The organism is Sulfurospirillum tamanense, from assembly GCF_016937535.1.
In the GTDB taxonomy this organism is placed as follows: domain Bacteria; phylum Campylobacterota; class Campylobacteria; order Campylobacterales; family Campylobacteraceae; genus Sulfurospirillum_B; species Sulfurospirillum_B tamanense.
This window is the reverse complement of record NZ_JAFHKK010000026.1, coordinates 1-26,404: the sequence shown is the minus strand read 5'-3', so window position 1 is coordinate 26,404 and position 26,404 is coordinate 1. Positions and strand designations below refer to the sequence as shown.

Here is a 26,404-nt window from a genome sequence, read left to right as displayed (position 1 = left end):
AAAATGAAAAGGATTATAGCCCTCTTGGTGTTGTTTTCTTCGTTTTCTTTTGCAAATTCTTTTGCTGACGCTTTTGAATTTGAAACGGTGGGGGCTTGTCCTTCATTTTTCGATTTAACCTATGCCGAATATGTTACTAATGTTGATACGAATTATCTTTATATTGTTTCTCCTGAATTAGTTTATAGTCAAACTGGTAACGGTAAAACTTTTTCTAAACCATTGTCTTTAGCGCATCGTACAGATGCTTTTCAAGGCTTTGGTGGTTCTGAATTGTATTGTTTTGAAGAAGAAGCTTGGAACATTAGTTATAACTCTGATGATAGACGTTGGTACTATAATTACTCTACGAAGCTTTATTTATATTCATACGCTAATGAAATTCCCGCCGATGGTTGCGACCCCGAAATCGAGGACGAAATAGAGGGAGAATGTTATCCTAAATGTGTTTCCCCTACTCTCATTCGTGATAAAAATAGCTTACAGTGCCGTGCGCCTGAAAACGCGTGCGAGGAAGGTAAAAAAAACGCACATTTTTTAAATAATGGTGAGTGTTTAGATTGTTCTTTATTGGAGGGTAATGCTATCCCTAAATGCGTCTGTAATGGCTTGGGCGATACCTATAATAATGCTCGCGTAGTTATTAATTCCGTTTTAGAAAATTGGAATGTATACGCTACTAAATGCGATAATTTTAGCGGTGAGGGTATGCAGTTTCTAGTTTGGGAAAGTCCTCTACCTCCTGCAACACCAGACAATAATACTACTAATCCAGATTTGGCTAATCCAGACCCTGTAGACATTAACACAACAATACCGCAACCGAGTCCCCCGCCTTTGGTTGGCGGTAATACTGGCGGTGGCACTAGTGGTAATGGCTCTGGCAATAATGATACTAATACCACTGGCTCTAGTGATATTTGTAATACTTGCCCAAATGGTTATTTCGGGCGTGAAGGTGGACGCTGTTGGTCTATTTCCGACCCTTTTAATGTTGCAAAAACTCGTTTTTGCCCGTGGACAACTCCTACAACTGGAACACCAGACGGCGACCCAGACGGCGACCCAAGTGGAACACCAGACGGCAATGGCACCGCGCCCGATGGAGAATGTGAGAGTGGCACATGGAATGAAGGCTTATGTGTTGATGATGAAAAATTGGATGAAGATAAATTTTTCTCTCAAGTCATGTCTGAATATGAAAAATTTGATGAAGCTTTTAACGAGATTTTGACTCTTGGTAGTGGTTTAGGTACTAAAACTGTCTCTTTTGTCCCTGCGGGCTCTTGCGCTCCTTTACAAGTTGGCGTTTTTGGTCAAACGGTGAAGTTTGATTACATTGGCCCACTTTCTACCATGTCTCCTGTTTTTAAATGGTTTGCCATGATTGGCTTTTTGTTAATTTCCCTTAAATTTGCGTTTTGGAAGGTGTAAAAAATGGCTATTCCACTCATAGCAACTTCTGTTGGTACTACTATTGGCGGTTATCTTGCAGCAAAAGAAGTTGGCTCATGGGGTGTTAAAATCGCAAAAGCTTCTCTTTATGTTTTATTTCTTGGTGGCTTATGGCTTTTTGTCGAAAGTGCTGTACTTCTTTTTAAGGAGATTTATAAAGCTATTGATATCCTCATAGATTTACTCTCTAACCCTGCGACTATTTCGGGTGGTGGTGCTGTTCTTAATCATTTAATGTGCGCTTTGCACGCTTCTGGTGTAATTTCAGGTTTTCAGACAATACAAGGTACTTTTTTTGCTATTTTGGGTCTCAAAGTTAGTTATATCATATTAAAAACTTATTCTATTATTTTTTATTCCTTATATACTGGTTTTACTTCTGCGGTGTCTAAATAATGCTTGTAGTTATTACTGGTGTTCCCGGTTCTGGCAAGAGTGCAAAGGCAGTTGACCATCTCGTCGAAAATCAAAAAAAATATGAATATATCTATACAAACATTAATGAATTTAAATTTGAACGGGTTGCAAATTGTCGTAATCTTGATTTCGATGTTCTTTTAAAATGTCTTACTCGCTTAAATGTGCGTCACAAAAAGAATAAATGGTCTGATAAACGCTTAAACCATCTTGCAACTAGATTGCAACTCCATAAATGTCTTTTTGTCATTGACGAATTCCATAACTACTTTGACCGTTCAAATACTGTCTTAATTTGGTGGCTAACTTACCATAGGCACTTTTTTCAAGACATTTTTATGATTACTCAAAACCTTGGTCTAGTTCATTCAAAATATAAAGCAATTCCAGAATATTTTTATAAGGCGCATAGCTCCATGCTACGCCTTTTTCCACATAAGCTAAAATATTCTAAATTTATTAGCTCTCGTATGACTAAAGCGGATAAGTTTGGAGTAGAAGAGATTAACACAAAAAAAAATGATGTCTTTTCTTACTTTGTAAGCGGTGGTCATACCAAAGGCGAAAACGTTATTAAAAAATTCTTGCTAATTTCTCTCGCTCTTTTTATCCCCTTAGTCGTTGTTTTTATTTTTTATACAAACTCTTTAAAGTCTGCCAATAAAGACATACAGCAAAAAAAAGAGGTTGCTCTTGTTTCTGCTCCAGTAACGCTATTGCCTTCGCCTGTACCTGCGCCTGTCCCAGACTCTCCTGCTTATGCTTCTTTTACTTACGAGGGATTTACTCTGATACCTTTTGAGTGTCTTAACAGTATTTGCATTTCAAACGGTTTGCGCTTTCCTTTGGCACATTTAGCCATTTTGACTACTTCCACTAATAGCCAGTTCATGCAATATGAACAAAATCGTTTTGGCTTTGTTCGCGGTTCTTTTCTAGCTAGTCCAGACCTACAAACTATTTTTAAAGGTGTCCAAGATGAAGAAGATACTAAATCTTTTGATGTTCCTACTTTTGTCAGTGAGTCTATTCGCTGACAATTCTCTTCGCCGTGTTTCTTACTTAGAATTTATTGAGATAGTAAGCTTTACGACGGGCAAAGCTGTTTTTATAAGTGATGAACTCTCCGACCTAAAAAACATCAACTTTTTTATTCCGAGTGATGTTAACGATGCTGTTTTTTTTCCACTTCTTGAGTCTTCATTAAAATCACAGGGTCTTAGGCTTTCCCACACTGCGCAATATATCCAAGTTATTCCTATTATTGAGGAAAAATACTATCTTCACAGATTTTCCCACGCTGACCCAAAAGATGTAAACGAAACCCTAAGCGTTTTTGATGAAATTTCCGTACAGTATGCCCCAAGTATTAACGCTGTCTCTTACCGTGCCACCAACGACCAACACAAAAAAATCCAAACTTTTCTTCAATCTTTAGATGTTCCAAAGGCTCAACGTGATGTAAAAATTACTATCCTTACGACGGACATTAACGAGCTTCAGAATGTTGGCTCTAAGATTTCGGGTTTAACCCTTAACCTTGATACCTATGCGGGCGCGGTGCTAAATTCCCACGGCTCTGCAAGCACTTTTACCCACTCCCAATACCTCCAGTTTAAAGCAGAACTAGAGTTCTTAAAAGAAAACGGAGTCACCACGATTGAGCAAAGTCCCACTCTTATGCTTCGTGATAATGTCCCAAGCTCTTTAAAATACGTTGATACTATCCCCTATCAAGTCAGCACTACTAGTATACAAGATGGCAAGGCCACCACTCAAGAAGAAACTCAATATAAAGATGTTGGTTTACATGTAAACATTTCGCCACGCATTTTTACAGGATACACTTTTTTAAAACTTTCTCTTATTGTCGAGGACATTACTAATCTTACAGAACGCCCAACTACGAGAAAAATAGAATACACCCAAGACTTCAAACTGCAAAACGGGGAAGTGCTAATACTTACGGGCATTACCAAGACGGAGAATAAAACAACAAATACAAAAGTGCCTTTCTTGGGAGATATACCCCTTCTAGGTCTTGCGTTTTCTCATGCAGGCACAACACAAAACCAAAAAGTAATTAGTATCATCATAGAGGACATGGGGCGCGCGGATGGTGCCGAGGGAGGGACGAGCGAGCGCCATCTAAGCGCCCCCTTGTCAATTTATCAAAAAACTCCTAGCTTTAAGGTTGGGGAGTCTAAAAATGAGTAAGCGCCCCTATGGTATTTCTAAAGAGGATATTCTTATCGCTCTTGAAAAAATCCAAAATCAACGCTCATACCTTGAAAACAATGTAGTGCTTACAGGCACTGGACAATTCCGCTCTTTTGCTGATTTTTCCATGAGTGCTAATCTCTCAAAGCGTTATTATGCAGAAGTCACAAATCGCTCTAATACAATCCACTCTCTAGCGATGGATTGCAAGCATAAACCCATCTTTTTAACCATTACCCTTAACGGGTGTTGGCGGGATGCCTTGCGTGGCGATTTTGGCCGTTTTACGGCTAAGGACATGCAAAACATCCCCACAGAGGTTAAGTATAAAATCAATAATCAAATTTCTTTAAATATTCGTGATTTAGTCGGGGTTCTTAATAAGCTTTGGGATATTTTTTCAAATCGTGCTCCATTTCAAGGACTAAGAAAACGCGGTGAAAAAATAAATTATATACGCGCATTTGAGCCCCATAAAAAGGACGGTGTGCCACATATCCATGCGCTTCTGTATATCCCCTCCGCTTCTATCTTTCAAGCGTTGGAAAGCTTTAAAAACGTCTTTCATGCTCCGCAAAACCTAAAAAATAACCAATTATCAATTGAGCAAAAATTTAACGGTGAAATTAACGGCTTCCAATTTACATTAACCAATCCTACTGGCTACGTGATGAAATACATCCAAAAAACCTTTGTAAACGTTGCTGAGGGGCAAGATATGGATGAACTTACTGCATGGTATATTAAGCACAAAGTGAGACGTTTTTTAACGTCACGTTCTACTATCCCTCTTTGGGTCTATCGTAAAATCTTCTTTATGGAAAAAGACCTTTTTACGCTCTCGCAGTTACGCAAAGAGGAAGAAAGCGTGTGTGAGTGGGATATAGAAACTGGCTATATTCGCCTTTCATTCCCTCAGATTGAAAAAGAGATTATTTATCACAAAGGCTCTTACACCTACACCGTCGCGGGACGTATTCTAGCCCACAAAGCTCTAAATGAAACATCTTGCAAAATTGAACCAAAACCAATTATGCGCCAAGACAAAAATAAACCATTGCCAGACTTCGTGCCAGTGTTGTTAGACGATAAGCCAATAGGCTACACCAACGGCCACGGCTTTACAAAAGAACTCCGCAAAATGCCCTACCAAATGACCGACCTTGAGCTTATTGAGCATTGGCAAGATTTAGATTTTGAAGATGAAAAAATTAACCCTGCTTATATTGCGAACTTTCACAATGAACTAGCAAAGCGAAACTATGCAGATTTTGAAAAAGTGGGGCTTGATTATTATGCTATTTGACAAATGCCTAGACCTTTACTTAAGACTCAATTCCCACACATGGAAGCCAAGCTATCTCGACAAGGTTTTAGGCATTTGTAGGCTTCGTTTTGATTATTTCAAGGGGAAAAACATCGAAGATTTACGCGTGAGTGATGTTAAGATTTGGTATCTCACCCTAAAAGACGTTACCCCAAAATCAAAAAAGGGCTATTTAACGGTGCTTAAAGGTATTTTCGATGTTGCCTACTACGATGACATTATTCAAAAAAACCCCGTCTTACATGTAAAGCCTGAAAAGTACACCACTCCAAAAATAAACCCCTTTACAGCCGATGAAGTCAAAGCCCTTTTAGAGTATGTTAAAGGTACAAATTTCAATTATGTTTACTTAATGGCTATTGGGTTTTATACGGGCATGAGGACGGGAGAAATACTAGCTCTTAAAAAAAGTGAGGTTGACTTAGAGAAGAGGATTATTAAAATTCGCTCTACTCGTTCAAGATTTGGCGAGGGCATGACCAAGACCCATGGAAGCCAAAGGGATATACCAATCATAGATTTACTTTACCCATATGTTGAGAGAATGCACGGACTTTACAATGGTTGTCCTTATATGCTTACTAATCAATACGGTCAACCTTATCGTGATACTTACGTTTTTATATGCCAGTCATGGAAACCTGCTTTAAAGGCTCTAGGCTTGGATTATCGACGTCCTTACACTATGCGACACACTTACGCAACTAATATGCTTTATCGCAACCTCGTTACCCCTGTACAATTGGCGCAACTCTTGGGGCACACTTCTACCGAAATGGTTTTTAATGTGTATGTAAATTATCTTCAAAGACAAAATGAAAAGTTTAACCGTTCTATGAGTGTTTATAACTAGCCTGGAGCCTAGGAAAGAGGAAATTAAAAGTTTTTAAAAAGGCTTCAAAAGCCCTAAATTTGGGGTTTTGTGGCGGACAGAGAGGGATTCGAACCCTCGGTCAGGTTTCCCCGACGCACCCTTAGCAGGGGTGTGGTTTCAGCCAACTCACCCATCTGTCCGCAAAAAGTAGATGGGAATTATACACATCTGTTACTAATACTACCCTTAAAATAAAATAGCCTTTACATGTAAAGTGCTACATGTAAAGGCTATGGGCTAAATTACTGCGATTTCTGGAGCAGAAATGGCGCGTTTTAGGAGGTTTTCAAGTTTTCGGGCCGCACGTTTGTCTTGGGCTTTAACCTCTTCGATTCTTGCTTTTAGCATCGCGATGAGTTCCGCTTTGCGTACTAGACACTGCATAAAAACTCCTTCTTGAGTGGGATGCACTAAAAAAGCAAAAACAATTCCACCTAAAAACGCTCCAGTATACTCTTCACCACACTCCGTGGATCAGCCGCTTGGTAAATAGGACGTCCCACCACAATAAAATCTGATTTTTCAGCCTTGGCTATCTCTACCGTCGCAACACGTTTTTGGTCTCCCGCCTCTTCACCAAAAGGGCGAATGCCTGGTGTAAGCGTCAGAAACTCTTTACATGTAAAGGTTTTAATCTTTTGGCTTTCATACACCGAGCACACCACACCATGCAGGCCGCTCTCAAAAGCATCCTTGGCAAACTGGGTGGCTTTGGCCTCGATGCTTGCGTTGTAGACTGCGCTAAAGCCCTTCTCTTCAAAACTTGTCAACGCGGTAACGGCAAGCACAAGAGGTGGCTTTGGCATGGTGTTCACGCGCGCCATCACCGTTTGCATCGCTTCTTTACCCGCGCTAGCGTGGACGTTGAACATCTCCACGCCCATCTGCGTCACCGCTTCGGCGGCATCTGCCATCGTGTTGGGAATGTCGTGTAATTTTAAGTCCAAAAAAATCTTAAACGAAGGGTCAATGGCACGGATTTCTTCCAAAAAAGGCTTGCCATCACGCACAAATGCCCTAAGCCCTACCTTCATCCACACATCCAGCCCGCGCAACGCGCGCACAAGGTCAAGGTTTTGAGAAAGTGAAGGCAAATCCAGCGCCACGCACAACTGCATTAGAGCTCTTTCTTGAGCGCGTCAAGCACCCCGTTGATGAATTTGGGCGAAGTGTCGCCGCCAAGCTCTTTGGCCAGTTCAATGGCTTCGTTAATCGCCACAGCGCTGTCCATGTCCGTAAACAAAAGCTCATACGTCCCAAGGCGCAAAATCGCGCGCTCTATGGTGCCAAGTTTTTCAAGTTCCCACTCTTTAAGGTGTTCATTTACGGCCTTGTCAATGGCTTCTTTATTGGCCTGTACGCCCTCGTAAAGCCCTAGTGCAAAAACCCGCTGTTGGTTTCGGATTTTCTTCTCTTCAAAAAGTTCTTCAATAAATTTATCATTTCCCTCGTTGCCAATGTCGTGAGCGTACAATAAGCCCACAACACTTTCGCGCACTTGATGTCGTGTTGCCATAATGCGCTCTAAAACTGACGGTAAAGGCTCAAGAGTTCCACGATGCCCACCATCGATTCAAACCCTTTATTGCCTGCCTTACTGCCTGCTCGCTCAATCGCCTGCTCCAAATTATCTACCGTTAACACCCCAAAGGTGACAGGCTTACCGTATTTAAGTGCCACATTTGCCACGCCTTTAGTCGCTTCGGCTGAAATGTAGTCAAAATGCGGCGTCGCACCACGAATCACCGCGCCCACGCAACATACCGCGTCGTATTTCCCGCCCGCCAAAAGGCGCTCAAGGGCCATAGGAATCTCAAACGCACCTGGCACGAGCACAAGGTCAAGGTTTTCGTCTTTGCCGCCATGACGCAAAAACGCATCACGCGCGCCCTCTACTAATCGGTCCGTGATGATGTGGTTAAACCGCGCATTAACAATCGCAACTTTTTCATTACCCTCTAAGGCTAATTTTCCTTCAATTATCTGCATTTTATTCCTTTACATGTAAGTGTTTTTTATGCGCCGTTGTGGCGCTTTTAGCAACCTTGCAACGCCACTTCGATGGCACGAAGGCTTTGCAAGGTTGCGTCTAATTGCTCTAAATCTAACATATTTGGCCCATCGCACAGCGCCTCGCAGGGATTCACATGGGTTTCAAAAAAGAACCCATCTACCCCAACCGCCGCCGCAGCTCTTGCCAAAGGTGCTACAAACTCCCGCTTTCCTCCACTACTGCCTCCTGCGGCTCCTGGCATTTGCACCGAATGGGTTGCATCAAAAATCACGGGAGCAAATTCGCGCATGATCCCAAGGGCACGCATGTCCACCACAAGATTACCATACCCAAACGTCGTGCCTCGTTCCGTCAGCCACACGCCTGCTTTTTTTGCCGCCGCATACCCTTCTTCTTTTACCCCACGGGTTTCGAGGATTTTTTTCACCGAGTAACGCATGTCTGCGGGGTTTAAAAACTGCCCTTTTTTGACATTGACCACACATGATGTTTTAGCTGCTTCCACTAAAAGATCGGTCTGGCGACACAAAAAAGCGGGGATTTGAAGCACATCCACCACTTCGCCCACAGGCTTAGCTTGCGTATAATCGTGAATATCCGTCAACAGCGAAAACCCAAAATTCTGACGCACTTCCTCCAAAAGCCTCAAGCCTTCTTCCATGCCAGGCCCACGAAAACTCTCAAGACTGGTGCGATTAGCTTTATCAAAGCTGGCTTTAAAATAAAAATCAACCGCAGGGTCCTCGTGGTACTTGGCTAGCTTTTCTGCCACGCGAAACAACAGCTCTTTGCTCTCAATCACGCACGGGCCTGCAATAAGTATCATGCCTTTTCCTTCGCTACCAAAATTCCGCCAAAAACGACCAACATTATACCAAACAAGCCTAAAAGATTTGGGAGGCCATCCCCTAGAACAAAGCCTATTCCCAAGGAAAAAAGAATGTTGCTGTAGCTAGCTGCCCCCACAATACCCGCACGCGTCCCACCATAAGCACGGGTCATGTACGTTTGTGCCAGCGTGGCAAAAGCCCCCATTCCCAAGATATAAAACCACATCCTTCCTGAGGGCATCACAAATTCGCCAAGCATAAAGTCAAAAGAGCTAGAGGCAACATAAGGACTCAAAAACATCAAAAGCAATGGTCCAAGTGTGCCGATCGCCATAAACGAAAGTACAATGGCACGCGTGTCGTAATAGCGCTTCAGCTCACGCACACTCACATACGCCAGCCCCGCTCCAACACCACTCAATACGCCCAAAACATCTGTTTTTGTCAAAGCAAAACCACTCGGCTGCATCACACAAACAATGCCCACAAAGCCAAACCCAACCGCCACCCAACCGCGCCACCCAATGGATTCTTTCAAAAACCATCCCGCAAACAAGGCCATAAAGATAGGGGAGGTGTAAGAAAATGTCATCGCATTTGCCAGAGAAATATGCGCGATATTGTAAAAAAAGGCCATCAGCGCCAAAAATCCGATAAACCCCCGAAAAAACAGTAGCCACGGCTTGCCACCTTGCTCTTTCATAGGCACTTTATACAAACTAACACCCACCAAAACAACGCCCACGAGATTGCGAAAAAACACCACCTCAACCGGTGGCATCATGGCGCTTAACACCTTGGCAAACCCACCCATGAGCGCAAAAAAGAACGAAGCCAGCACAATCAGCCGCACTCCTTCGTTTAACCCTTGTGTTTTGCTTTTTATTTTTTTTCTAAAAAGCATTTCACTCCAATCTCTCACTATGGCGGCCTTTTCTTAAGAATTACGCTATTTTAATCTACCTTGTGTTAAAATCCCATTTACTTCACACAAACCACTGCTCACTCAAGAGGATTTTATGGAACACGTTCAAGAAATTTTAGATGTAACATTGCTTAACCTTCGGCTATACGACATTGCCCTTGCTATAGCAATTTTTTTCTTTTTTCTTTTTTTACGTGCAGTTTTTACCAAAACAATTCTAGCCGCACTTAAGTCTTTTACTGCCAAAACAAAAACGTCTTTGGATGAAAAGCTTGTAGATGCCATTGAGGCTCCGTTGCGATTTGTTTTTGTACTTTTAGGCGTCTACTTTGCCAAGCAAAGCCTCAAGCTTGAAGCATTGGATAGTTTTTTGGACAACCTCATCGGAAGCCTTGGTACCTTTGTTCTTTTTTGGATGCTCTACCGCCTCATCACCGAATTTAGCACGCTTTTTAGTGCTTTTTCCACCCGTTTTGGTCAAAAACTTAGCAGTGATATTGAAAATTTTATTATCAAAACTTTGCGGGTAATTGTCATTGCGTTTGGACTTATGAGCATTTTGCAAATATGGGGTGTGAACGTAAGCGCTTTTTTGGCTTCTTTGGGCCTTGGGGGCTTAGCCATTGCGTTAGCCGCCAGAGAGACTGTCGCAAACTTATTTGGCTCTCTCGTGCTTTTCACAGACCGCCCTTTTCGCGTGGGCGATTGGGTACAAACCAGTGAAGTAGAAGGGGTTGTGGAAGACATTGGCATTCGCTCCACTAAAATCCGCACCTTCGCGCAAGCCCTCATTACCGTACCCAATGCCACTATCGCCAATGCCGCCATCACTAACTGGACGCGCATGGGCAAACGGCGTATTCGCATGTCTTTGGGGCTGACTTACAGCACAAGCACCGCACAAATGGAAGCCATTTTAGAAGAGATTCGTGTTTACCTTAAGAATAACGAAGCCATCCATCAAGACACCATTATGATCTATTTTGATGAATTTGGCGCCAGCAGTTTAAATATCTTTTGCTATTTTTTCACCAAAACTACCGTTTGGGCACAGTATCTTCAAGTCCGTGAACAGGTCAATCTGGAGCTTATGCGCATCGTTGAACGCAACAATGCCTCCTTTGCATTCCCGACACAAACCTTGCATCTTGATTCTATTCCTCCCGAACTTATTACAACACACAAAGGCTAATATTTTATGTTACATATCGCACTTTTAGGCAAACCAAACGTCGGAAAAAGTTCGCTTTTTAACCGTCTTGCCAAAGAACGCATCGCCATCACTTCAGACTTTAGCGGCACCACAAGAGATGTGCGCACCCAGCAAATCGACATCGACGGACGCCCTTGCTTGCTCACCGACACAGGTGGACTAGATGAGAGTAGCGCACTGTTTGGAGCAGTAAAAACCATGTCTCTTTCGGCGGCCAAAAAGGCTGACATTATTCTCTACCTCGTCGATGGTAAAAACTATCCCGATGAAGAAGACCGAAAGTTGTTTTACTCTCTTGTCAAGCTTGGCAAACCCACTGCTCTGGTGGTTAACAAAGCCGACAACGATAAAGACAAAGAACGCGCATGGGAATTTGGCTCTTTTGGGGCTGAAGTGCTCATCCCTATGTCCGTCTCTCATAATCGCGGCACTAGCAATCTCAAAAAATGGCTACTCACCTTTTTGCCTGCTCTTGAAGAGGCGCCCCAAATAGAAGAAGATGAAGACGAGTGGGATGATTTTACAGAAGAGGAACCCGAAGAACTTCTCCCAGAAGAGCCTCAAGACCCGACTATCAACATCGGCATCATTGGTCGCGTGAATGTCGGCAAAAGCTCTCTTTTAAACGCTCTTGTAGGCGAGGAGCGCGCAGTCGTAAGTGACGTGGCAGGCACCACCATTGACCCTGTGGATGAAAGCATTATGTACAACGAGACGATTTTTAATTTTGTCGATACCGCCGGCCTTCGTCAACGTGGGCGCATAGAAGGCATCGAGCATTACGCCCTCAAGCGTACCCAAAGCGTATTAGAGCGCACCGACATCGCCCTTTTGGTACTTGATGCCAGTCAGCCCTTTACAGAATTGGATGAGCGCATCGCCAGCTTGGTAGAAAAATACGAATTAGGCTGCATCATCGTCCTTAACAAATGGGACATCGCCCATGCAGATTTTAAAAACAGCACCGAAGCCGTGCGCGACCGTTTTAAATTCCTCGCCTACGCGCCCATCATCACCGTTTCAGCCTTGTCCAAAAAACGGGTGGCAAAAATTCACGACCTCATCTTGCAAGTGCATGAAAACTACGCCAGACGCATTCCCACTTCCAAGCTCAACGAACTCGTAGAAGAAGCCAGCATTCGCCACCACCTCCCAAGCGATCAGGGCAAACTGGTCAAAATCTACTTTGCCACCCAGTTTGACACCTGCCCACCACGCATTGCGTTGGTGATGAACCGCCCTAAAGCCATGCACTTTAGCTACAAGCGCTACCTTATGAATCGCCTCAGAGAAAGCTTTGAACTTGAGGGTACGCCCATCATTCTCATTCCCCGCAAACGGGGCGAAAAAGACGAGAGTAGCGGCGCATGAAAAACATCATTCTTATTGGCTTCATGGGAGTGGGCAAAGGCACCATTGCGCGGGCTTTTTGTGCCCACATGGAGATGGTAGGACTTGACACGGATGACATCATTGAGAGCATGGAAAATCGTAGCATCAAAGAAGTGTTTGCCGCGCAGGGCGAAGCGTATTTTCGGGCCAAAGAAAGCCAAGTAGCCTCTTGGCTTAGCAAGCATGTCAAAAACACCCTCATCTCTACCGGAGGGGGCTTTTTCATGGTCGAAAACCTCAACAAGATAGGTACAGTCGTTTACCTTAAATCCAGTTTTGAAGGCATCTTAGAGCGCATCCTCACCCACCCCAACGCCGAACAAAAGTTGGCAAAACGCCCTTTGTTTGCCGACAAAGAAAAGGCCAAAGCCCTTTTTGACAAACGTGCGCCTTTGTATGAAAAAAAAGCCGATATTGTCTTACATGTAGAGGGTAAAAGTATTCAAGACATTGTCAAAGAGTTAAAAAAGAGGCTCAAGCGTTAGCCAAAACAGATTGGGTATCCCGCTTTAACCCAATCTTCTTTTTACTTTAGCTATAATCTTCCCATTTTACAACACAATGAGGACACTTAATGCGCACACTTACTGGCATCCAACCCTCTGGCGCTTTGCACATTGGCAACTATTTTGGCGCAATCAAACAGATGGTGGATTTACAAGAAAAGGATGAACTGTTTTTATTTATTCCCAATTACCACGCCCTGACTTCCCTCAAAGACCCCCAAGCCCTTAAAGACAATACCCTAGACGCGGCCATCACCTTGCTTTCTTTAGGCATCGACCCTGCCAAAACCACGCTGTGGGTACAATCAGACGTCAAAGAGGTGTTGGAGCTGTACTGGATACTCTCAGGCTACACGCCCATGGGACTCCTTGAGCGCGCCCACAGCTACAAAGACAAGGTCGCCAAAGGCATTGGGGCAAACCATTCGCTTTTTTCCTACCCTGTACTGATGGCAGCGGACATTTTGCTTTACCATGCCCAATGTGTTCCTGTAGGCAAAGACCAGATTCAGCACGTAGAAATCACTCGCGACATCGCTGTTAAATTCAACAACGACCACGGCGAGATTTTTACTTTGCCTGATTTTAAAGTCGATGAAGAAGTATCCACTGTTCCAGGACTTGATGGGGCCAAAATGAGTAAAAGCTACGGCAACACCATTGATATTTTTTGCACTGAAAAAGAGCTCAAAAAACGCTGTTCTGCCATCATCACAGACTCCACGCCCCTCGAAGATCCCAAAGACCCCTTTACATGTAACGTTTTTGCCCTAGCCAAACTCTTTTTAGACGAGGCAGGACAAAAAGAACTGATTAGCCGTTATCAGCGTGGTGGCGAGGGACATGGGCATTTTAAAATGTACCTCAAAGAACTCATCTGGGACTCTTTTGCTCCAAACCGCGAACGTCGTGCTTACTACCAAAACAATCCCGATGTTGTGCTTGAGATTCTCGAACAAGGGGCACAAAAAGCGCGGCACATTGCCCAAGAAACCATGGAAGCCATCCGCCCTGCGGTTGGTCTTTACCGATAGGACAGATAATGCTAGATGTAAAATTACTGCAAAACGATTTTGAAACCGTCCAAGCCGCCTTGGAAAAAAAACATGTTGATTCAACATTAGTTAGCACTTTGCGCACCCTTTCTTTGGGCCTCAAAGAAGCACGCCAAGCGCTTGAAACCCTCCAAGCCGAACAAAATGCCAAAAGCAAATCTTTTGGCATGGCGGCTAAAAATGGTGGCGATATTGAAGCCCTCAAAGCAGAACTTAGCCTCAATAAGGCGCTTATTTTAGAGCACACGCAAGAGGTAAGAGACCTTGAAGAGCGGCTTGAGGCCTTGGCCCTTAGCATTCCCAACATGCCAGACCCAAGCGTCCCTGAGGGCAAAGACGAAGAAGAAAATATCATCCTTAAAACCGTGCTAACACCCCCTACTTTTACCTTTACGCCCAAAGAGCATTGGGACATTGATGCCCAGCAAGAGTGGATTGATTTTGCCAGAGGCGTCAAACTCTCTAAAAGCCGTTTTTCTGTTTTGAAAGGCCAAGGCGCAAGGCTTTCACGGGCGTTGATTAACTACATGCTTGACTTTAACCGTGCGCGTGGGTTTGAAGAAGTTGCCGTTCCTTACATCGTCAACCGCCCTACCCTCACAGGCACAGGACAACTCCCCAAGTTTGAGGACGATTTGTTTAAGATAGAGGGAGAGGACTTGTTCCTCATCCCCACCGCCGAAGTTCCCGTAACCAACCTTTACTACGATGAAATTCTACTCGCTGAAGCGCTTCCTTTGTGCTACACCGCTGCAACCGCTTGTTTTCGCAAGGAAGCAGGAAGTGCAGGACGTGACACTAGAGGAATGATTCGCCAACACCAATTTGACAAAGTAGAACTGGTAGCCCTTACGCATCCTAGCCAAAGCGAAGCGATGTTTGAACGCATGGTGGCGTGCGCCTCAGACCTCCTCTCCTCACTAGGCCTTGCTCATCGCCATGTGCTTCTTTGTGGCGGAGATTTGGGCTTTAGCGCGGCTAAAACCATCGACCTTGAAGTGTGGTTCCCAGGCCAAAACCGCTACCGCGAGATTAGCTCCATCTCCAACACCCGCGATTTTCAAGCCAGACGTGCCAAAATTCGCTTTAAAGATGGCAAGAAAAACACCCTTGTGCATACCCTCAATGGTTCCTCTTTGGCCGTAGGACGTACCCTGATTGCCATTATGGAAAATTATCAAAACGAAGATGGCACCATCGCCATCCCCGAAGTCTTAAAGGCGTACATGTAAGATGGCAGAAGAAGAGATTGTAATTTTAGAGGATGACAGTAGCAAGGAGATTCATGCTATTGACTCTCCTCAGTTTCAGCTTGAAAGCCAAGGCGAGGGACCCACTCCTCCCCTTCAGAACAAGTCTTCTAAAAAATTATCTCGCAAGATGTTATGGCTGGGGGCAGGTGGCGTAGGGCTTTTGCTCCTCATCATTCTTCTTTTGGTTCTTATTTTTCAAAGTGCCAAAGAAACTCAACCTAGCGACATAGATCCCTCCCAACTAGCCAAAGACTTACAGCGCAAAACACCCGAACAATCTTTTGGTCCCTCCAGACTAGAAACCATGCTCAAAAAAGCCAACATGCTCTACGACCAAGGCAACAAAAGTGAGGCGCTAAAACTTTACGAAGAGATTGCTATCTTTAACGAAGCGCTTTCACACTACAATATTGGCGTAGCGCAAATGCGAGAAGAGGATTTTGCCGCAGGCCTTGAGTCTTTCAAAAAAGCCATCCTTAATCATGAAAATCGTGCCATTAGCGCCATCAATGCTGCCGTTTGTGCTCTCGAGCTTGAAAACCAGCCGTTGTTTAATTACTATCTAGGATTGGCCGAAACATACCTTCCCGAAGAGAGTAATTCGCCTCTTTATTCTTATTATGTTGGTCTTGTGCACTACTACAAAAACCTCTACTACGAAGCTCTTTCGGCTTTTTCTCACCCCACAAGCGAACACTACAAGGAAAGACAACGCTACCTTGCGTCTAAAGTTCTTAGCTTTTTGGATGCAAACCTACCTGCCATTGATACGCTTTTGGCTCACCCTAATCAATACAACGCACTCACACTTGGGCTTTTAAACGCGCGCATCGGTGAATACGACATTGCAAAAGCGCAACTCACCCAAGCCATGGAACTTGGCATAGAACAGCGTCGTGCAACAATTGCCTTGGCTCTTGTAGAGTCGAAACTTGGCAACCTTCAAAATACCGCCACTCTTCTCCTTGGGGCCCAAGAGCGCTTTGCGGACCTTGCTACCCAAACCTATCCCATTCAAACTACCCTCAAAACATCTCTTTTTGACATCAACCAAGCTCAAAAAGATTTTAAGGAAGGTAACTTTTTTAACAAAGAAAAACGCTACGACTTGCTCTTTTATTTTGCACCTTACAAAATTTTCAATGCACAACAAACCATTGATTACATCCGCAAAGGCAGTCTCAACATCGAAGCAAATGCCGTAGGCGATGCCCTTGATTACCTTCAAGCAGGCTCTAATATCTCGCGGGTTAATGCTGCCATGACCCAAGCGCTTAATTACGCCCTTGACCACCAAGTCTACAAAGCCAACCAGTTGTTGTTGTCAATGATTGATACCTATCCACAACACGCTATTTTGCACTACAATCTTGGTCTTACTTATGCACAGCTAGGAAATTACTCTTTGGCCAACCGTCACTTTACGACCAGCTATCGTCTCAATCCTCGCAATTACCTCTCTGGCGCCTTTGCACTCATGAGTGCTGATTTGATTGGACGCGACACCGAGCTTTTTGCAAATGACATCAAAGAAACCCTAGAAAGCGACCCTGTCTTGCCAGAAAGCAACCCTTACATCGCACTCATCCACCTAGTTGAGAACAACCAGCTCTCCATGGCAAGGTGGCTAGAAGAAACCAAAGAAAAGTCTCCCTTCTACCTTGTTTTTGACATTATTATCTCCAAACTCATCAATAATACCAGCACTTATCTCACCAAAGCCGAGGAACTGCAAAAAGCCCTTCCTCGCGACCTTGTTTCCAATATCTTGGCATTTCATGCTAAATTTGGCGACAATGAGATTAAAACATACGCCAAGGCCATTCAAATTGAATTTCGAAAACTTGAAGTAGACATGGATGCTTTTTACTACGGCCCTAAAGTAGTCAAAGAGCAATACACCAAACTTTTACAAATTGGCGGGCTGCTTCACCATGAACGGGCTGCACTCATTGAACGCATGAAAAAAGAGACCAAAGATGTCCAGAGCATCGTCAATACCGTAGCTTATCTTAGCATCTACACCCACCATTTCCAAGAGGCATATACGTTTTACAATCAACTTATTGATGATTATAAACAACAAGATAGCCGTACGATTTTCCTTGGAGCAGTCGCATCGATTGGGGCAGGACAACCCGCCAATGCAATCGCCTTGCTTGAACTTTCTAAACGCATCGACCCAGCAAACATCGAAAGCCGTTACGCCTTAGGACTTTTATACCAAGAAGTGAAAAACTACGAGGGCGCCGCCATCCAATTTAATGCAATTGGGAATAGCGGCTTTGTGTCTGATTATTTTAGCTTCAAAATTGAAAACTAAATACCTTTTTTCTCCAATCCTCTCATGCGCAACCCTTCACGGATTGTCATGTAGCTGTTGAGTGCGCCAATGTATGCTTTGGCTGTTGCCCACATCGTGTCAACGCTCAAACCGTGCCCCATAACAGCAGGTTTTTGATCATCGAATGCGACCTTTACAACAACACGCGCCAATGCGTCTTTGCCTTGAGTAACAGCATCTACCTTATAATCCATAAGCTGGCCATTCACGCCGCACACTCGGTCAATAACCTTAAATACTGCATCCATTGTCCCATTACCAATGGCTGCATCTGTGGTTTCTTTGCCCTCGTGGCGAATAGTAACCGCCGCGTTTGGCACACCACCAGGATTACAATCAGAAAGTTGCAAGGTTACGAGTTCAAAAATTTCGGGAATTTTTGTGATTTCTTCTGCCACCAAAGCGCGAATGTCGTCATCAAAAACCTCTTTTTTCTGATCTGCCAACGTTTTAAATAAAACAAATGCTTCATTAAGTTCTGTGTCATTTAAAGTGTACCCAAGGGTTGCTAGTCTATCTTTAAATGCATGGCGTCCCGAGTGTTTTCCCATCACAAGAGAGTTTTTCTCAAGGCCTATATCTTTGGCATTGATGATTTCATAGGTCTCTTGATGCTTCAACACACCATCTTGGTGAATGCCGCTCTCGTGAGCAAAAGCATTTTTACCTACAATTGCCTTGTTGGGCTGGGGCTCAATGCCCGTAATGGAAGCTACCAGTCGGCTAGTAGGATAAATTTCTTTAATGTTGATGTTGGTTGTCAATGGAGCGAAAATATCTTGACGTGTGCGAATTGCCATAACAATTTCTTCAAGCGCTGCATTTCCCGCGCGCTCACCCAGGCCATTAATCGTACATTCAATCTGACGTGCACCCGATTCCAAGCATGCCAAAGAGTTAGCCACAGCCAAGCCTAAATCGTTGTGGCAATGCACCGAAAGCACTGCACGTTCGCCCACAAAGCCGTACAACTCTTTAATAATAGCGGCCATCTCATGCGGCAGTCGGTACCCTACGGTGTCAGGAATATTAAGGGTTGTTGCTCCTGCACCAATGACCGCATCAAGAACCTCTTTCATGAAACCCACATCACTTCGTCCTGCATCTTCACAGCTAAACTCAATATCATCACAAAATGTTTTAGCATAAGTCACCGCTTCTGTGGCCCGCTTAATTACTTCCGCTGGACTCATTTTGAGCTTGTATTCCATATGAATAGGACTCGTAGCAATGAAGGTGTGAATGCGTTTTAAAGGCGCAGGAGCAATAGACTCGCCTGCGGCTTTAATGTCTCGCTCAACTGCTCTTGCCAAAGAACAAATACGCGAGTGCTGCACCTGTGAAGCAATGCGATGAATGGCTTCAAAATCCCCTGGACTTGCCGCAGCAAAACCCGCTTCGATGACATCCACACCTAGCTTTTGAAGTTGCAAGGCGATTTGAATCTTTTCTTCAGTATTCATGGACGCACCAGGGCTTTGTTCCCCATCGCGCAACGTTGTATCAAAAATAGTAATGGTGTTTGTAGGCATAAAAAATCCTTTAAATGGTTTAAAAAAGCGTTACATGTAATAAAAATTGGATGAAAAAGAGGGATTAGAGGAGCAGGAGAGCGTTTTTGATTTCAATCTTAGGAAGGTGTTTAATGGCTTTCATGATGCCAATATCAACACTGTTCATTGCCTCTCCTTTGTGAAAATTTAGGTATTATACTTGTTTTTTTTCCATTTTGCAACGCAAAAAACATAGCATTCGCGCCCTAGTCCATAAAACAAATAAATACTGACAAAAAAAGTTGCACTCTCTACAGGATAAAGATAAACCAAAGAAAAACCCAGTGTCAAGTAAATAAACACTTTCATGCGATGGGCTTTTTTTAAGTCAAGTTTTTTAAAGCTTGGATAACGTACATTGCTCACCATTAAAAAGGCGAGTACGCCATGCATCACAAGCAAGACCCACTCATGCCCGTGCATAAAGCCATATTTTTGATACATTGTGACCCACATGGCCGAAACAACAGCCGCAGTAGGAATAGGCACACCGATAAAAACAGAAGGCTCATTATCCGAGCTCATCACATTAAAGCGCGCGAGTCGAATTGCGCCAAAAACCACAAACAGTGCTGTCACCAAAGCGCCCAAACGGCCAAACTGGTGCCCCGCACTAAAATAAAAAAGCATCGCAGGCGCCACGCCAAAAGCCACAATGTCCGACAAGCTGTCAAACTCTGCCCCAAATTTACTGGTGGTTTTCGTCATGCGAGCTATACGTCCATCAAGCCCATCAAAAACCAAAGACAAAAGAATGTAAATCACTGCCGTTTCAAACTCTCCACGCACAGAAGCGAGCACACCAATAACACCCAAAAACGCACTAGCGGCAGTAAAAAGATTGGGTATAAGGTAGATGAGTTGAAGTTTTCCGTCTTTCGTGGGGCCCATTATTGCGCACCTTTAAAGTAGCCCAAAACACTTTGACCGGCTTTGACACTTTGTCCAAGGGTAACGCGAATACGTACATGTAAAGGTAAAAATAACTCCACTGCGCCCTCATTAAAATACCCCAAGCGCTCTCCTAATTTAAACTGTTTTTTTGGCAAAAAAAGCGTAAGGTTTCGTGCAAATACTCCTGCCAAAATACGCATCTGCACTAGGGCATTATGACCTTTACATGTAAAGGTCAGTTGCTCGTTTAAAAGTGCTGATTTTGGCAAAGAGACGGGCAAAAAGAGCCCATGACGCCTGCGCACACTTTCTGCCTCAAGGGCAAATGGCGCCCTTAAGACACCCACATCCAAGAGCGAGTTTTCAATCACAACACGCAAACAAGGCTCACCCTCAGAGGTTTTGCTTTTTTCAATGGTACGCACTGTGCCGTCTGTTGGGGCTATGATGACCAAAGCGTCTTCTTCTTCGGCAATGCGCTCTGGATTTCGGAATAAAAAAACTAAGGCAACACACAAAAGTAAAAAAACCCAAGGCAACACACCAAGAAAAACAGATACCAAAAAAAGAGCAAAAGCAATGCCAATACTCACCCACCCTTCTTTGGCGACAATCTGCGTGCTTGTATGGGTTTTTTGCATGCCTAGCTTTCCTCAGAAGACGCAGGTGCTTCCTCTGTCTCTTCTTTTTTAGTTGGTTTTGGTTCGCTTTTTTTGGACTCTTTGGCAGTTTTTAAATCATCATCATGGTGATGCAAGGGCTGGAGTCGGCTTTCCATGTTTTGGCTTTCCTCATAAGCTTTAATAATCTCACGCACCTTTAAGCCCTCAATGTTTTCTTCTTCAAACAACGCCACAACAATATCTTCAATAGCGCCTTTGTAGTCTCTAAGCGTTGAAAGCACCTTTTCATAACGCTCTGCTAAAAGTGTTTTGATATACCCATCCACATCTTCAGCCATTTTATCGCTGTAATCTTTTCCGCCGTATCCACCGCCCAAAAAGCTACTGCGCTGTTTTTCCAACACCATAAGCCCAGCCACATCACTCATGCCATATACACTCACCATTGATTTAATGATGTCAGTCGCGCGCTCCAAGTCATTACCTGCGCCTGTGGAAATTTCACCAATAAAAACTTCCTCGGCCGCACGCCCACCCAAAAGCACATCCACTTCCGCAAGCAACTCATGGCGCTGCATGAGAAATTTATTCTCTTCAGGTGTGTTCAATGTGTAGCCAAGTGCCGCTAAACCACGAGGGATGATGGACACCTTTGATACCCGTTTTGCGCCTTTGGTTGTTTCAGCGATTAGCGCATGGCCACTCTCGTGGTATGCTACGATGCGTTTTTCTTTGGGGTTAATACGGCGGCTCTTTTTCTCAAGACCCGCAATAGCACGCTCCACCGCTTCAATCAAGTCGCGCTGCTCCACGTAAGATTTGCTGTTACGGCCCGCTAGCAAAGCTGCTTCGTTGATAATGTTGGCCAAATCCGCCCCCGCAAGTCCTGCGGTAAGCTTGCCAATCTCCTCCAAATCCACATCTCGTGACAATTTAATGCCCTCGACATGCACCTTTAAAATGTCTACACGCCCTTTATAATCAGGCTTATCCACTAACACTTGGCGGTCAAAGCGGCCTGGGCGCAAAAGAGCCGCATCTAAAACTTCAGGGCGGTTGGTTGCCGCAAGAACGATAACCGGCGAAGAGTCCGAACTAAAGCCGTCCATCTCTGCTAAAAGTTGATTAAGGGTTTGTTCCCGTTCGTCGTTTCCACCCATCATGCCATTGGCCGCACGGCTCTTGCCAATAGCGTCGATTTCGTCGATAAAGACGATAGCAGGTGCTTCTTTTTTAGCATTTTCAAACAAATCACGTACACGGCTTGCGCCCACGCCCACAAACATCTCAATAAAACTTGACCCCGAAACAGAGAAAAACGGCACATCTGCCTCTCCTGCTACGGCTTTTGCAAGCAAGGTCTTGCCCGTACCTGGAGGGCCCACAAGAAGCACGCCCTTGGGAATTTTAGCACCGAGTTTCATATAGCGGTCGGGGAATTTTAAAAAATCAACGATTTCCATCACTTCGTCTTTGGCCTCTTCTACCCCAGCAACATCCGTAAATTTCACCTTGGGTTTTTCAGAATTGACAAGCTTTTTACTGCTGCCCATTCCCAAAATGCCTCCACCCATATTTTTTTGCATGCGGCTTGCCAAAAACATCCAAATGCCGAAAAAGATAAAAATAGGCAACACCCACGAGAATAAAATCTCTGTAAACCAGTTGGTTTCGCTGTAGCCCCCATAAGGAATTTGCTTTTCATCCAAAAGCGGGATAAGCGTTGCGTCCTCACCTACTTTTTTGGTGACATACACAGTTTTGCCCACACCCTCTTGCCCAAAACCTCGAATCGTGCTCTGCCCCAAGGCCACATAGGTGAGCTGATTTGCTTTAATAAGCTCTTTAAATTCATAATAGTTTATGTTTTTCGTCACTGAAGCCGCTTGGTTTGTGCCACCAAAAGCTGCCTCTTGAGAAGGGCCCATAAGGTTTTTAAAAAGCATAATAATGACAATTGAAAAGATAGCAAAAACTAAAAGAGGGTTTTGATTAAAAAAGTTATTGTTTTTGTCTGGCTTTTTATTGTTGTTTCGTCGTTGGTCCATTGTCTGTTACCTTTTGTTAAAAATCATCGTACACCACTCGTCTTGCGTAAATATTTCAACGCATTCGAGCTCTCCAAAACGCGTTTCTACCCGTTTTGCGTATTTTTCTAAAATGCCTGAAAGCACAAGGGTGCCTCGAGGGCTTAATGCATCTATGAGTTCACGGGAAAGCATAATGAGGACATCGGCTATAATGTTGGCAACCACCACATCGTAGCGCTCTTTTGCTTCATTTACTGAACCCACCCAGTGACGGCGATACATAACACCATTAAGGGCGGCGTTTGTGAGTGCACTTTGTACGGCAAGCTCGTCGGTGTCACACACCTCCACTTTAGCACCAAGTTTTGCTGCGGTAATGCCCAATATCCCGCTCCCACATCCAACGTCGAGGAGTGTAGCGTTTTTGGGTAAATACTTTTGCAACGCCTGCAAGCATCCAAAAGTGCTTTGGTGGTGGCCTGACCCAAAAGCCAAGGCCGGATCGATGCAGACATTCAGAAAGCCTTCTTTTGGAGGGTCCCAACTTGGGTGCACATACACACCGCCCGCTTCAACAGGCTGAATAGAGGCGCGATACTGGGAAATCCAATCTTCATTGGTTTTTTCACATGCCTCGAATTTTACGCTGACTTTCTTGCCAAGAGATTCACTCAAACGCTTGGCAAAAGCTTCCAACCCAAAACGCAACATCTCTAGGGACTCTTCACTGCGAACAATTAATGTTTCGTTTTCAAATTCCACAGCCTCTTGCCCAAGAGAAAAGACCAAGTCAGAAAAAAGTTCAAGGGAGCAAGAGGGGGTAATGCGAAGTTCTGTATAAGTCGGCTGCATCAAGGCTCAGTTTAAAACGTCTTCAAGTTTTTCTTTGAGAACCTGAGGAGTAAAGGGTTTGACGATGTAGTTATTTACACCCGCTTTTAGCGCAGTAATGACCTCTGTTTTTCCACCTTCAGTTGTTACCATGATGATGGGCATGTCTACGTATTTGGCTTCAGCGCGCACTTTCTGGACAAGCTCTAAGCCGTTCATTTCAGGCATATTCCAATCTGTAATAAGCACGTCAACATCTGGGTTTTGGGAAAGAATCTGCCATGCTTCAACGCCGTGCTCAGCCTCTAAAATATCCTTATGCCCAAGTCGTCCCAAGGTGTTTTTGATAATGCGTCTCATGGTTGAGCTATCGTCGACTACAAGCAGTTTCACGTATCATCCTTACATGTAAAAGTTTGACTCATTTTAGCCTAATTTACTTTGAACTTACTTTAGGGTTTTGGGCCCTAACGTATTCAAACGCCTTGCGCAAATCCAACGTCCCCTCGTAAAACGCTTTTCCAACAATCACTCCGGCAACCTCATTGCTTTTCAAAAGCGCTTCAATATCCCCCATGTCCTTCACACCACCACTGGCGATAGTGTCGACACCACTGGCTCTAGCTATTTCTAATGTAAAAGGCACATTTACACCGCCAAGCGTTCCGTCCCTTCCCACGTCTGTGCAAATAATGGCTTCAACACCTACATTGGCAAACCGACGTGCTAAGTCCGTAGCAAGCATGGTGGACTTTTCTGCCCATCCTTCCACGGCCACAAATCCATCAATGGCATCAATTCCTACTGCGACAGTGGCAACCTTAGATGCCTCTTCCACAAAGGCAGGTTTTTTGAGTGCAATGGAGCCTAAAATTATCCGCTCAATGCCAAGGTCCACATAGCGCTTTACGGTATCTAGGTCTCTAATGCCGCCGCCAAGTTCAAGCTTGAGATTACAATGTTTGCGAATCTGCTTAATCTGCTCTAGGTTTTTTGGCTCACCCGCAAAAGCGCCATTTAAATCCACTAAATGCACCCACGCCGAGCCCATCTCCTCAAAAGCACGCGCCAACTCCCAAGGCGCATCTGAATAAATCTTCGCGCTCTCCATTAAACCTTTCGTTAAACGCACCGCTTGGCCGTCTTTTAAATCAATCGCCGGTAAAATCTCCATCACAACTCCATAAAGTTTTTTAAATTTATTTTATACTGTTTTTGTATTTATAAATACCAAGAACAGTGATGATGCTATTTTTATTGTCTATTTTATAAGGTATCACATAGCCTTTGTGAATCAAATCTCGCACAGAAAGATCACTAAAATAGACAGACTGCCTATTTTTCAGAGGCATAAAAGGAAGATTTTCTATTTTTTCATCAAATTCACTTCGCAAAACAAGCGCCCTTTTAAAACTATCTTGGGCGATATACTCCATAATTGCCTGAAGTTCAAAAAAATATTCTTCACTTCTGTCAATTTGCATATTTTTGCCCAAGCCTGAGCTCAAATGCTTGTATTTTAGCATCGTATTCGCTCTGGGAAAGAGGTGTTGATTTGCCGCCTTGGATGTCTTTGAGGGTTTTGTGAAGTTTGCCTTTATCTTTTTGAAACTGCTCTGTTTTCATATACTGAAGCGTTTCATCATCAAGGGCTTCTTGATTTTCTTCAATCTCAACGACCTCCACCCCATCTTCCTTAAAACGCTCCAATAGCCACAAAATTTTTTGTGCTACCGTTTTATTTTGAATTTTAATGGCTAAGTGCATATGTTACTCCTTCTCTTGTGGAATCTATTTTACCACTAAACATCACAACTCCACAAAGTTTTTTAAAATCTTTAGCCCGTTTTCGTGGGATTTTTCAGGGTGGGGCTGAAAACCAAAGACGTTTTCTTTTTGCACAGCACTGGGAAAATCATACCCGTAGCGCGTGGCCCCTACCACATACTGCGCCTCACACACCGCATGAAAACTGTGCACAAAGTACAGATACATCCGCTCTCCAAGTCCCTCAAAAAGGGGACAGGCTGCTTTTACATGTAAGGCGTTCCACCCCATGTGAGGAACTTTTAGGGGTGCAGAAAAATGATTAACATTAAATTTTTCAACCTTGCCAGGAATGAGTCCTAGTCCTTTGGTTTCCCCAAATTCGGTGCTATTTTCGAACAAAAGTTGCATCCCAAGACAGATGCCAAGCAGTGGCTTGCCAGAAGCCGCAAACGCTTTTACGGCTTCATCCATGCCTGCATGTTCAAGGTGCTCCATGGCATCTTTAAACGCCCCCACACCTGGCAAAATGACCTTGTCATAGTCTTTGACACAAGCAGGGTCACTTATAAGGGTTGCCTTGACACCCAATTTTTCAAAGGCATTCATCACACTTTGAAGGTTGCCCATGTTGTAATCTATGATGCCTATCATTTGACTCTCTTTTGTGTTATTTTAGTAGCTTTCTTGCATAGGAAGCCCCATGCGAAAGAGTAGCAACCTCGCCCAAAGATTAGTATCCTAGGGCAACTTTTTTAACTAAATCATCCTTTGCTTTAATACTTTGAGCAAAATTACGATAATCATCATCTATGTTTTGGAAACGCTTACGAAGTTTCTTAACTGATTTGAGGAACGTATCAGTTTCCTCGATGTCAATA

General features: G+C 44.0%; 28 protein-coding genes and 1 tRNA gene. 12 read left to right on the top strand and 17 right to left on the bottom strand.

Translation table 11 applies throughout. The features are described from left to right. Window positions 1–3: 3 nt before the first annotated feature. The 6 genes from JWV37_RS10340 to JWV37_RS10315 all read left to right on the top strand — a co-directional run bounded on the left by JWV37_RS10340 (window position 4) and on the right by JWV37_RS10315 (window position 6,272). A complete protein-coding gene (locus tag JWV37_RS10340) occupies window positions 4–1,434 on the top strand; it encodes a hypothetical protein (protein ID WP_205459724.1) in 1,431 nt (476 codons plus the stop codon). A 3-nt stretch (window positions 1,435–1,437) separates the two neighbouring features. After that, window positions 1,438–1,851: a hypothetical protein gene (locus JWV37_RS10335; RefSeq protein ID WP_205459723.1), complete on the top strand. Its 414-nt coding sequence runs from the start codon at window positions 1,438–1,440 to the stop codon at window positions 1,849–1,851. Beyond that, window positions 1,851–2,909: a zonular occludens toxin domain-containing protein gene (locus JWV37_RS10330; RefSeq protein ID WP_205459722.1), complete on the top strand. Its 1,059-nt coding sequence runs from the start codon at window positions 1,851–1,853 to the stop codon at window positions 2,907–2,909. The genes JWV37_RS10335 and JWV37_RS10330 overlap by 1 nt, the downstream gene beginning before the upstream one ends. Further along, window positions 2,851–4,089 carry a type II secretion system protein GspD gene (locus JWV37_RS10325; protein WP_205459721.1) on the top strand — a complete coding sequence of 413 codons (1,239 nt, stop codon included), beginning with the start codon at window positions 2,851–2,853 and terminating at the stop codon, window positions 4,087–4,089. The genes JWV37_RS10330 and JWV37_RS10325 overlap by 59 nt, the downstream gene beginning before the upstream one ends. Further along, window positions 4,082–5,398: a rolling circle replication-associated protein gene (locus JWV37_RS10320; RefSeq protein WP_205459720.1), complete on the top strand. Its 1,317-nt coding sequence runs from the start codon at window positions 4,082–4,084 to the stop codon at window positions 5,396–5,398. Before JWV37_RS10325 ends, JWV37_RS10320 begins: the two co-directional genes overlap by 8 nt. Before the next feature lie 127 nt (window positions 5,399–5,525). Continuing rightward, complete coding sequence (locus JWV37_RS10315) at window positions 5,526–6,272, top strand: tyrosine-type recombinase/integrase (protein ID WP_369407677.1); 747 nt, start codon at window positions 5,526–5,528, stop codon at window positions 6,270–6,272. Between the two features lie 70 nt (window positions 6,273–6,342). Here the strand turns inward: JWV37_RS10315 and JWV37_RS10310 are convergent. The 7 genes from JWV37_RS10310 to JWV37_RS10280 all read right to left on the bottom strand — a co-directional run bounded on the left by JWV37_RS10310 (window position 6,343) and on the right by JWV37_RS10280 (window position 10,041). Then, window positions 6,343–6,433, bottom strand: a tRNA-Ser gene (locus JWV37_RS10310). A gap of 97 nt (window positions 6,434–6,530) precedes the next feature. Then, window positions 6,531–6,677, bottom strand: coding sequence for a hypothetical protein (locus JWV37_RS10305; protein WP_205459719.1), 147 nt, complete (start codon window positions 6,675–6,677; stop codon window positions 6,531–6,533). Window positions 6,678–6,727: 50 nt separating this feature from the next. Continuing rightward, the gene (pyrF, locus tag JWV37_RS10300) at window positions 6,728–7,411 is read right to left on the bottom strand and encodes an orotidine-5'-phosphate decarboxylase (protein WP_205459718.1); all 684 of its coding nucleotides are present in this window, start codon (window positions 7,409–7,411) and stop codon (window positions 6,728–6,730) included. Further along, window positions 7,411–7,809: a transcription antitermination factor NusB gene (nusB, locus tag JWV37_RS10295; protein WP_205459717.1), complete on the bottom strand. Its 399-nt coding sequence runs from the start codon at window positions 7,807–7,809 to the stop codon at window positions 7,411–7,413. Before nusB ends, pyrF begins: the two co-directional genes overlap by 1 nt. A gap of 8 nt (window positions 7,810–7,817) precedes the next feature. Further along, entirely contained in the window at window positions 7,818–8,282 is a 465-nt protein-coding gene (gene ribH / locus JWV37_RS10290) for a 6,7-dimethyl-8-ribityllumazine synthase (RefSeq protein ID WP_205459716.1), read from the bottom strand. Between the two features lie 47 nt (window positions 8,283–8,329). Then, the gene (gene kdsA, locus JWV37_RS10285) at window positions 8,330–9,133 is read right to left on the bottom strand and encodes a 3-deoxy-8-phosphooctulonate synthase (RefSeq protein ID WP_205459715.1); all 804 of its coding nucleotides are present in this window, start codon (window positions 9,131–9,133) and stop codon (window positions 8,330–8,332) included. Further along, window positions 9,130–10,041 (bottom strand): DMT family transporter, encoded by a 912-nt coding sequence (locus JWV37_RS10280; protein ID WP_205459738.1) that lies wholly within the window; start codon window positions 10,039–10,041, stop codon window positions 9,130–9,132. Before JWV37_RS10280 ends, kdsA begins: the two co-directional genes overlap by 4 nt. 115 nt (window positions 10,042–10,156) lie before the next feature. On the opposite strand from JWV37_RS10280, the gene JWV37_RS10275 reads away from it, so the two are divergent. From JWV37_RS10275 to JWV37_RS10250, 6 genes are all read left to right on the top strand, one after another. Continuing rightward, window positions 10,157–11,254 (top strand): mechanosensitive ion channel family protein, encoded by a 1,098-nt coding sequence (locus tag JWV37_RS10275; RefSeq protein ID WP_205459714.1) that lies wholly within the window; start codon window positions 10,157–10,159, stop codon window positions 11,252–11,254. 6 nt (window positions 11,255–11,260) lie between these two features. Beyond that, complete coding sequence (der, locus tag JWV37_RS10270; protein ID WP_205459713.1) at window positions 11,261–12,646, top strand: ribosome biogenesis GTPase Der; 1,386 nt, start codon at window positions 11,261–11,263, stop codon at window positions 12,644–12,646. Then, the gene (locus tag JWV37_RS10265) at window positions 12,643–13,152 is read left to right on the top strand and encodes a shikimate kinase (RefSeq protein WP_205459712.1); all 510 of its coding nucleotides are present in this window, start codon (window positions 12,643–12,645) and stop codon (window positions 13,150–13,152) included. The genes der and JWV37_RS10265 overlap by 4 nt, the downstream gene beginning before the upstream one ends. An 89-nt stretch (window positions 13,153–13,241) precedes the next feature. Further along, window positions 13,242–14,207 (top strand): tryptophan--tRNA ligase, encoded by a 966-nt coding sequence (gene trpS, locus JWV37_RS10260; protein ID WP_205459711.1) that lies wholly within the window; start codon window positions 13,242–13,244, stop codon window positions 14,205–14,207. Window positions 14,208–14,215: 8 nt separating this feature from the next. Next, window positions 14,216–15,460, top strand: a complete 1,245-nt coding sequence (gene serS / locus JWV37_RS10255; protein ID WP_205459710.1) for a serine--tRNA ligase — start codon at window positions 14,216–14,218, stop codon at window positions 15,458–15,460. 1 nt (window position 15,461) lies between these two features. Beyond that, window positions 15,462–17,804 carry a tetratricopeptide repeat protein gene (locus JWV37_RS10250; protein ID WP_205459709.1) on the top strand — a complete coding sequence of 781 codons (2,343 nt, stop codon included), beginning with the start codon at window positions 15,462–15,464 and terminating at the stop codon, window positions 17,802–17,804. On the opposite strand, the gene JWV37_RS10245 is transcribed toward JWV37_RS10250, so the two are convergent. From JWV37_RS10245 to hisH, 10 genes are all read right to left on the bottom strand, one after another. Then, window positions 17,801–19,357, bottom strand: a complete 1,557-nt coding sequence (locus JWV37_RS10245) for a 2-isopropylmalate synthase (RefSeq protein ID WP_205459708.1) — start codon at window positions 19,355–19,357, stop codon at window positions 17,801–17,803. The two genes, JWV37_RS10250 and JWV37_RS10245, sit on opposite strands and share 4 nt — an antisense overlap. Before the next feature lie 168 nt (window positions 19,358–19,525). Continuing rightward, window positions 19,526–20,269, bottom strand: a complete 744-nt coding sequence (gene pssA / locus JWV37_RS10240; protein ID WP_205459707.1) for a CDP-diacylglycerol--serine O-phosphatidyltransferase — start codon at window positions 20,267–20,269, stop codon at window positions 19,526–19,528. Beyond that, window positions 20,269–20,913, bottom strand: a complete 645-nt coding sequence (locus JWV37_RS10235) for a phosphatidylserine decarboxylase (protein ID WP_205459706.1) — start codon at window positions 20,911–20,913, stop codon at window positions 20,269–20,271. Before JWV37_RS10235 ends, pssA begins: the two co-directional genes overlap by 1 nt. A 2-nt stretch (window positions 20,914–20,915) precedes the next feature. Beyond that, window positions 20,916–22,943, bottom strand: a complete 2,028-nt coding sequence (gene ftsH, locus JWV37_RS10230) for an ATP-dependent zinc metalloprotease FtsH (protein WP_205459705.1) — start codon at window positions 22,941–22,943, stop codon at window positions 20,916–20,918. A 6-nt stretch (window positions 22,944–22,949) separates the two neighbouring features. Beyond that, complete coding sequence (locus JWV37_RS10225; RefSeq protein ID WP_205459704.1) at window positions 22,950–23,777, bottom strand: 50S ribosomal protein L11 methyltransferase; 828 nt, start codon at window positions 23,775–23,777, stop codon at window positions 22,950–22,952. A gap of 6 nt (window positions 23,778–23,783) precedes the next feature. After that, window positions 23,784–24,149 (bottom strand): chemotaxis response regulator CheY, encoded by a 366-nt coding sequence (locus JWV37_RS10220; protein WP_205459703.1) that lies wholly within the window; start codon window positions 24,147–24,149, stop codon window positions 23,784–23,786. A gap of 43 nt (window positions 24,150–24,192) precedes the next feature. Then, window positions 24,193–24,930 (bottom strand): 1-(5-phosphoribosyl)-5-[(5-phosphoribosylamino)methylideneamino]imidazole-4-carboxamide isomerase, encoded by a 738-nt coding sequence (gene hisA / locus JWV37_RS10215; protein ID WP_205459702.1) that lies wholly within the window; start codon window positions 24,928–24,930, stop codon window positions 24,193–24,195. 25 nt (window positions 24,931–24,955) lie between these two features. Beyond that, a complete protein-coding gene (locus JWV37_RS10210; RefSeq protein ID WP_240332166.1) occupies window positions 24,956–25,252 on the bottom strand; it encodes a type II toxin-antitoxin system RelE/ParE family toxin in 297 nt (98 codons plus the stop codon). Then, window positions 25,230–25,523, bottom strand: coding sequence for a hypothetical protein (locus JWV37_RS10205; protein WP_205459701.1), 294 nt, complete (start codon window positions 25,521–25,523; stop codon window positions 25,230–25,232). The genes JWV37_RS10210 and JWV37_RS10205 overlap by 23 nt, the downstream gene beginning before the upstream one ends. 42 nt (window positions 25,524–25,565) lie before the next feature. Beyond that, window positions 25,566–26,177 carry an imidazole glycerol phosphate synthase subunit HisH gene (gene hisH, locus JWV37_RS10200; protein WP_205459700.1) on the bottom strand — a complete coding sequence of 204 codons (612 nt, stop codon included), beginning with the start codon at window positions 26,175–26,177 and terminating at the stop codon, window positions 25,566–25,568. Window positions 26,178–26,404 lie beyond the last annotated feature (227 nt).

Bases quoted from the DNA above. Each gene is read 5' to 3' on its own strand.
- JWV37_RS10340 (WP_205459724.1), top strand. From the start codon at position 4: ATGAAAAGGATTATAGCCCTCTTGGTGTTGTTTTCTTCGTTTTCTTTT.
- JWV37_RS10335 (WP_205459723.1), top strand. From the start codon at position 1,438: ATGGCTATTCCACTCATAGCAACTTCTGTTGGTACTACTATTGGCGGT.
- JWV37_RS10330 (WP_205459722.1), top strand. From the start codon at position 1,851: ATGCTTGTAGTTATTACTGGTGTTCCCGGTTCTGGCAAGAGTGCAAAG.
- JWV37_RS10325 (WP_205459721.1), top strand. From the start codon at position 2,851: ATGAAGAAGATACTAAATCTTTTGATGTTCCTACTTTTGTCAGTGAGT.
- JWV37_RS10320 (WP_205459720.1), top strand. From the start codon at position 4,082: ATGAGTAAGCGCCCCTATGGTATTTCTAAAGAGGATATTCTTATCGCT.
- JWV37_RS10305 (WP_205459719.1), bottom strand. From the start codon at position 6,677: ATGCAGTGTCTAGTACGCAAAGCGGAACTCATCGCGATGCTAAAAGCA.
- pyrF (WP_205459718.1), bottom strand. From the start codon at position 7,411: ATGCAGTTGTGCGTGGCGCTGGATTTGCCTTCACTTTCTCAAAACCTT.
- nusB (WP_205459717.1), bottom strand. From the start codon at position 7,809: ATGGCAACACGACATCAAGTGCGCGAAAGTGTTGTGGGCTTATTGTAC.
- ribH (WP_205459716.1), bottom strand. From the start codon at position 8,282: ATGCAGATAATTGAAGGAAAATTAGCCTTAGAGGGTAATGAAAAAGTT.
- kdsA (WP_205459715.1), bottom strand. From the start codon at position 9,133: ATGATACTTATTGCAGGCCCGTGCGTGATTGAGAGCAAAGAGCTGTTG.
- JWV37_RS10280 (WP_205459738.1), bottom strand. From the start codon at position 10,041: ATGCTTTTTAGAAAAAAAATAAAAAGCAAAACACAAGGGTTAAACGAA.
- JWV37_RS10275 (WP_205459714.1), top strand. From the start codon at position 10,157: ATGGAACACGTTCAAGAAATTTTAGATGTAACATTGCTTAACCTTCGG.
- der (WP_205459713.1), top strand. From the start codon at position 11,261: ATGTTACATATCGCACTTTTAGGCAAACCAAACGTCGGAAAAAGTTCG.
- JWV37_RS10265 (WP_205459712.1), top strand. From the start codon at position 12,643: ATGAAAAACATCATTCTTATTGGCTTCATGGGAGTGGGCAAAGGCACC.
- trpS (WP_205459711.1), top strand. From the start codon at position 13,242: ATGCGCACACTTACTGGCATCCAACCCTCTGGCGCTTTGCACATTGGC.
- serS (WP_205459710.1), top strand. From the start codon at position 14,216: ATGCTAGATGTAAAATTACTGCAAAACGATTTTGAAACCGTCCAAGCC.
- JWV37_RS10250 (WP_205459709.1), top strand. From the start codon at position 15,462: ATGGCAGAAGAAGAGATTGTAATTTTAGAGGATGACAGTAGCAAGGAG.
- JWV37_RS10245 (WP_205459708.1), bottom strand. From the start codon at position 19,357: ATGCCTACAAACACCATTACTATTTTTGATACAACGTTGCGCGATGGG.
- pssA (WP_205459707.1), bottom strand. From the start codon at position 20,269: ATGGGCCCCACGAAAGACGGAAAACTTCAACTCATCTACCTTATACCC.
- JWV37_RS10235 (WP_205459706.1), bottom strand. From the start codon at position 20,913: ATGCAAAAAACCCATACAAGCACGCAGATTGTCGCCAAAGAAGGGTGG.
- ftsH (WP_205459705.1), bottom strand. From the start codon at position 22,943: ATGGACCAACGACGAAACAACAATAAAAAGCCAGACAAAAACAATAAC.
- JWV37_RS10225 (WP_205459704.1), bottom strand. From the start codon at position 23,777: ATGCAGCCGACTTATACAGAACTTCGCATTACCCCCTCTTGCTCCCTT.
- hisA (WP_205459702.1), bottom strand. From the start codon at position 24,930: ATGGAGATTTTACCGGCGATTGATTTAAAAGACGGCCAAGCGGTGCGT.
- JWV37_RS10205 (WP_205459701.1), bottom strand. From the start codon at position 25,523: ATGCACTTAGCCATTAAAATTCAAAATAAAACGGTAGCACAAAAAATT.
- hisH (WP_205459700.1), bottom strand. From the start codon at position 26,177: ATGATAGGCATCATAGATTACAACATGGGCAACCTTCAAAGTGTGATG.